Origin of the sequence: Actinoallomurus acaciae (genome assembly GCF_042429965.1) — a bacterium.
Taxonomy (GTDB): Bacteria; Actinomycetota; Actinomycetes; order Streptosporangiales; family Streptosporangiaceae; genus Actinoallomurus; species Actinoallomurus acaciae.
The window spans coordinates 1-5,383 of record NZ_JBHLZP010000533.1 but is presented as its reverse complement, the minus strand read 5'-3'; the positions used below and the strand labels follow the sequence as shown (position 1 = coordinate 5,383).

The window sequence follows — 5,383 nt, the reverse complement described above, 5'->3', positions numbered from 1 at the left end:
CCGGCTGTCCGCCGAGGAGCGCGCCCACCTCCGCACGCTCGCGGGCGAGGGCGCGCCCGCCTCCACGCCCTCCGGCGCTGCGGGCATCCGGGCGCGCCGGGTCCTCGACGTCCTCGGCGACACGCCCGCGATCCTGTGCGGCCCCTACGTGGACGTTCTCGCGGCGAACGCGGCGGCGCGCTTCGTCTTCACCGACTTCGACGCGCTCCCCTCGCGCGAGCGGAACGCCGTCCGCTGGATGCTGCTCTCGCCGGTCGCACGGGAGATCTACCGAGACCAGTGGGAGAAGTCCGCGGGCGAGCTGGTGGGCATGCTCCGGATGGACGCGGGCCGCCGTCCCGACGGCCCGCGTGCGCACGAGATCGTCGACGAGCTCCTCGCCGCCAGCCCGCTGTTCCGCCGTCTCTGGACCGAGCACCGGGTGTCAGCGTGGGATACCGAGGAGAAGGTGATTCACCACCCCGCCGCCGGGCCGCTGTGGTTCCACAACTCCGCGATCTCGGTACACGGCGCCCCCGACCAGACGATCTTCATCATGATCCCCGACGACCCGGCGGCGTTCCGTACGGCGTTGTACAGGTTCGACCGAGGCCCGACCGTATACTGCGAAAAGGTCAGACCCCTAGTGGGCTCCCCGACCGAAGTGGAACGGCATGACAGGGACTCCTCTGCGCGTTGACCTGCTCGGGCCGGTGCGGATGTCCGTCGCCGACCGGCCGGTGAATCTGGGCTCGGGGCTCCAGTTGGCCACGTTCGTCACACTTGTCGGCCGCGAGGGGCACCGGACGAGCCGGCGCGAGATCGTGACCGCCCTCTGGGAGTCCGCGCCGCCCACCGCGGACGGCAGCGTCTACACCTACCTCACGGGGCTCCGGCGCGCCTTCGCGGCGGCCGACGCCCCGGAGCTTCTCGTCTCGGACCGGCCCGGTTACCGCCTGCGGATCCCGCTGGAGGCCCAGGACCTGTCCGCCTTCGAGGATCTCGCGGGGACGGCGGCGGCCCACGCCGCCGAGGGCGACCACGAGAGAGCCCTCGACCACTACACCCGGGCGCTCCATCTGGTGCGCGGCGAGCCCTTGGCGGGCGTGCCCGGTCCGTACGCCGAGGTCAGGAGACACGAACTCGGCATGCGGCTGCTGGAGGTCCGCGAGGCCCACGCGAGGGCACGCCTGGCGCTCGGCGCACACGCCGAGGCCGCCGCCGACCTGGCGAGGCTGATCGAGCTGTTCCCGTTCAGTGAGTCGCTGCGCGAGCTGCGCATGCTCGCGCTGCACCGGGGCGGCCGCCCGGCCGAGGCCCTGGAGCTGTTCCGCGACACGCGTGAGACGCTGCGCCGCGAGCTCGGCTCCGAACCCGGCCCCTCGCTTCGGCGGCTGCACGAGCGGATCCTCCACGACCATGCGGGAGAGACGCACGCCGCCGTCTCCCCGCCGCGCCCGCCACGGCCCGCGGCGGACGAGGCCGTACGCCCCCTGTCCGGCGAGACGCGAGACCTCCTCCGCTGGCTCGCCGTCCTCGGCGGGGACGTCCCGGCGGCGTGGCTCACGCTCGTACTGCCGGAGAGCGGGCACCGGCTGGACGGCCTGGCCGGCGAGGCCGTGGCCGCCGGTCTCCTGAAGACCGGCGGCGGACGTGTCCGGTTCAGCCACCCGGCGCGGGGAGAGGCCGTCTACCAACGGATCACCCGCCCGCTCCGCACGGTGATGCACACGCGGGCGGCGCGGGCGCTCGCGGCGGGCGGTGGCCCGCCGGACGCGGTGGCCCGCCAGTTGGTCGTCGACGACGTCGAACTCGACGCGTGGGCCGTGGATTGGCTGTCGGCCAACGTCTCCGAACTGGTGCGGACCGCACCGGACCTCGCCGTACGGCTCGTCGAACGCACGACCGCCGAGTGCCGGATGTGCCCGGTGGTACGGGAGCGGCTGCGCATGGCCCTGGTGCGCGCCCTGTCCCGGCTCGACCGGCTCCCGGAGTCGGTCATCGCCGACGCTCTCGCCACCGCGACGGACCCCGCCGACGTCACCGAGCTCAACCGGTACCTGGCCATCGTCCGGCTGAAGGGCTCAGAGGGGCTTGCCAGTCCGCACGTGCCGCAGCGGGCCCGTACGGTCGAGGTCGGGCAGCCCCGGCGGCGCACGACCGGCAGTCCCGCCTGAGGAGCCGGCTCGCCGAACACGCGGACGAGCCGATCGCCCGGTCCTGGTTTCACCGATCGGACGATCGGCTCGGATCTTTCGTGCCCATCCAGGCATCGGCGTCTTGGTCGTCGCACGGGGCGCGCCTAGAGTTTCCGGCACCGAGCGCCGTCGCGTGATATGCCACCGGCGCGGGTGAGACGTGTCCAGGCCCGCGTCAAGGTGTTCTGAAGGTCGGGTGTCGCAGACTTCCGGAGTCTGATCTAGTTTCCGGAGGAATGGTGAGCCAGGTCACTGTGCGCCCTGTGGCCCGGGACCCGATCATCCTGGTCGGCCTGACGACGATCCTGGGAGAACATCCCCAGATCACGCCCGTCCACGATCCCGACCAGGCGGTCCAGGTGGTGGTCTTCGCGGCCGAGACCCTGCTGCCGTCGGTCGTGCGGCAGCTCCACGAGGTCGCCGAGCAGGACGTACCCATCGTGCTGCTCGCCGACAATCTCGGCGAGGCGTCGCTCCTGACCCTGATCGAGTGCGGAGTGGTCGCCTTCGTGGACCGCCGGTCCATGAACAACGACGAGCTCAACGAGGCCGTCGTCGCGGCGGCGGCCGGTGAGGGTGTGATGTCGCGCGCCGCCCTCGGGCGGCTGATGACGCTGGTCAGGCAGATGCAGACCGACGTACTGGCCCCGATGGGGATCAATGGCGCGGGGCTGTCACCCCGCGAGGTCGACGTCCTTCGTCTGGTCGCCGACGGCGCCGACACCAGTGAGATCGCCAGAGAGCTCGCCTACTCCGAGAGCACCGTGAAGCACGTCCTGTACGAGCTCACGAGCCGGCTCAAGCTGCGCAACCGTTGCCACGCGGTCGCCTTCGCCCTGCGTGCGGGCGTCATCTGAGAGGCGACGCCGCGTCGGCCGACAGTGCGGCCTCCGTGTTGACCGTCGGCAGCCCGCGCTGGTGAAGGTCGCCGACGAACCGGCTGACGAGAGCGTCGGAGGGGGCCGCGACGACCGCGATCACGTCGCGCAGAACCCGGGGCTCCAGCCGACGCACGACACCGCTGGGACGTGCGGTCAGCGCGGAGACCGGCACGATGGTGACACCGAGACCGGCGCCGGCGAGCTGCGCCGCCGTCCTCGGGCTACCGGTGCGGAGCACCGCGTTGAGCGTGACGTCGTGCTTGGCGACGAACCGGTCCACCCACACGGCGTTGCCGTTGCTCGGGTCGTAGTGCACGAAGGGCTCGTGGGCGAGCTGGTCCACCGTCACCCACGGCTGCGCGGCGAACCGGTGGTCCTCACGCGCCACCACGACGATCTCCTCCTGGCCGAGGACCTCGACGTGGGCGCCGGTGCTCGTCGGAGGCGGACCCACCGCCAGATCAAGTTCGCCGGAGGCCAGTACGCCGACCATGCGGTCCGAGCTGGTGAACTCGGCCAGTTCCAGCCGGACGTCCGGCCGGCGCGAGCGCCACTGGCGCAAGATCGGGACCAGGAGCCACGGCGTCATCGTCTCGACACATCCGATCCGGAGACGTCCGCCCCGGCCCTCCCCGACCTGACGGCCCACCCGCACGGCACGGTCCGCGGCCTGGAGCGCCGCGCGCGCCTCTTCGGCGGCGGCACGACCCGCGGCGGTCACGCGCACGCCCCGTGGAAGCCGCTCCACCACCGGCGTGCCCAGCTCACGCTCAAGCGCCGAGATCTGGTGCGACAGCGCCGGTTGCGACATGTGCAACGCTGCCGCCGCCGCCGTCACCGACCTGGCGTCCACCAGCGCGACCAGGCACTCAAGGGCCCGAAGTGTAGCCATTCGCGAAACCTACCCAGTAGCTCTCAAAGCTCCAAAGTTTGCATCTTCGCAGCTCACCGGCACTCCGAACGACCGGTGGACGTGGACGCCCGTGATCGCTCCGGAGGATTCTAATGGTTAAATATTATTTTTCCATTAGGACGATACCATGCCGGGCACCCGGCCTGGACGCCCGCCGCCGGAGGCTCGGCCAAACGCCTACTCCGCAGTTATCCATTAGTCGGTGTACTAACGTGGGGAACGTGGGGAACGACGAGGTGGTCGCCGGTGCGGTCCTGCTGGGCGAACCGCTCCCGGTCGAGCTGATGAACACCGTCGGCGTGGGCCGGCAGGGCGTGCACGACGCGCTGGAGGACGACGCCGGAGTCGCGGCCTGGCTGCGCGCGGTCGGCGACCGCGTCGGCGTCGCGGCCGGAGCACCGTGCGACGGACTGGATGAGGACGCCGTGCGTCCCGTCTCCGGGCGCGTGCGTTCGCTCCGTGACGCCCTGCGCCGCCTGGCCTCGGAGATGACCTCGGACCCGCGTCCGCCCGCCACGGCGCCGGAGCTGACACGACCGGACGCCGTGACGGCGCTCAACGCGTTCGCCGGGACCTGGCCCGAGCTCGTCTGGCCCTCCGACGGGCCGCCGTCCCGTGCCTTCCGATCGCCGGACGGCCCCGCCGACCTGGCGATCGCCCTGATCGCCCATCAGGGCGTGGAGCTCTTCGCCGGAGCCCAGCGGAGACGGCTCCGCGCCTGTCTCGCGCCCAACTGCCTGCTCTTCTTCGTCGCGGAGCACGCGCGGCGTGAATGGTGCTCGGCCCTCTGCGGCAACCGCGCCCGGGTCGCCCGCCACTACCACCGCCACCGCTGATCGGGAGAACGCGTGACGAACAGCAGGAGGCTCGAGTTCGCCGGATCGCACGGCCTGCCGCTGGCCGCCCGGCTGGAGCTGCCCGAGGGCACTCCCCGCGCGTACGCGCTGTTCGCGCACTGCTTCACGTGCGGCAAGGACGTGGTCGCGGCGGCGCGGATCGCGCGCGCCCTCGCCGGCTCTGGGATCGCGGTGCTGCGGTTCGACTTCACCGGTCTCGGCGGCTCCGGCGGTGACTTCGCCAACACCGGCTTCACCTCCAACATCGAGGACCTCGTGTGCGCGGCCGACCACCTGCGCGCGGAGTTCGCGGCGCCGTCGCTTCTCATCGGGCACTCACTCGGCGGTGCGGCGGCGCTCGCCGCGGCCCGTCGCGTACCCGAGGTACGCGCGGTCGCGGCCATCGCCGCGCCCGCCGATCCCGAGCACGTCCTGCGCCTGCTGGGTGACGGCCGCGACGAGATCGCGCGCCGAGGTGAGGCCGAGGTCGTCCTCGCCGGCCGCGCGTTCCGCATCCGGAGGGAGTTCCTCGACGACATCGCCGCACAGCCGCAGGCCGAGCGGATCGCGACGCTC

General features: G+C 72.2%; 6 protein-coding genes. 5 read left to right on the top strand and 1 reads right to left on the bottom strand.

The genetic code is table 11. The features are described 5' to 3' along the window. From ACFFNX_RS41025 to ACFFNX_RS41015, 3 genes are all read left to right on the top strand, one after another. Positions 1-679, top strand: a 679-nt coding sequence (locus ACFFNX_RS41025; RefSeq protein WP_446678551.1) for an MmyB family transcriptional regulator, incomplete at its 5' end; no start/stop codon positions are given. After that, positions 654-2,156, top strand: coding sequence for an AfsR/SARP family transcriptional regulator (locus tag ACFFNX_RS41020; RefSeq protein ID WP_378211583.1), 1,503 nt, complete (start codon positions 654-656; stop codon positions 2,154-2,156). The genes ACFFNX_RS41025 and ACFFNX_RS41020, both read left to right, overlap by 26 nt. A gap of 284 nt (positions 2,157-2,440) precedes the next feature. Then, the gene (locus tag ACFFNX_RS41015; protein WP_378211582.1) at positions 2,441-3,034 is read left to right on the top strand and encodes a helix-turn-helix domain-containing protein; all 594 of its coding nucleotides are present in this window, start codon (positions 2,441-2,443) and stop codon (positions 3,032-3,034) included. Here ACFFNX_RS41015 and ACFFNX_RS41010 read toward each other — a convergent pair. Further along, on the bottom strand, positions 3,027-3,950 hold the full coding sequence (locus ACFFNX_RS41010; RefSeq protein ID WP_378211581.1) for a LysR family transcriptional regulator: 924 nt from the start codon (positions 3,948-3,950) through the stop codon (positions 3,027-3,029). The genes ACFFNX_RS41015 and ACFFNX_RS41010 overlap by 8 nt on opposite strands. 242 nt (positions 3,951-4,192) lie before the next feature. On the opposite strand from ACFFNX_RS41010, the gene ACFFNX_RS41005 reads away from it, so the two are divergent. Together ACFFNX_RS41005 and ACFFNX_RS41000 are read left to right on the top strand one after the other, a co-directional pair. Beyond that, positions 4,193-4,807: a CGNR zinc finger domain-containing protein gene (locus tag ACFFNX_RS41005; RefSeq protein WP_378211580.1), complete on the top strand. Its 615-nt coding sequence runs from the start codon at positions 4,193-4,195 to the stop codon at positions 4,805-4,807. A gap of 12 nt (positions 4,808-4,819) precedes the next feature. Then, the coding region (locus ACFFNX_RS41000; protein ID WP_378211578.1) for an alpha/beta hydrolase family protein at positions 4,820-5,383 on the top strand (564 nt) is incomplete at its 3' end.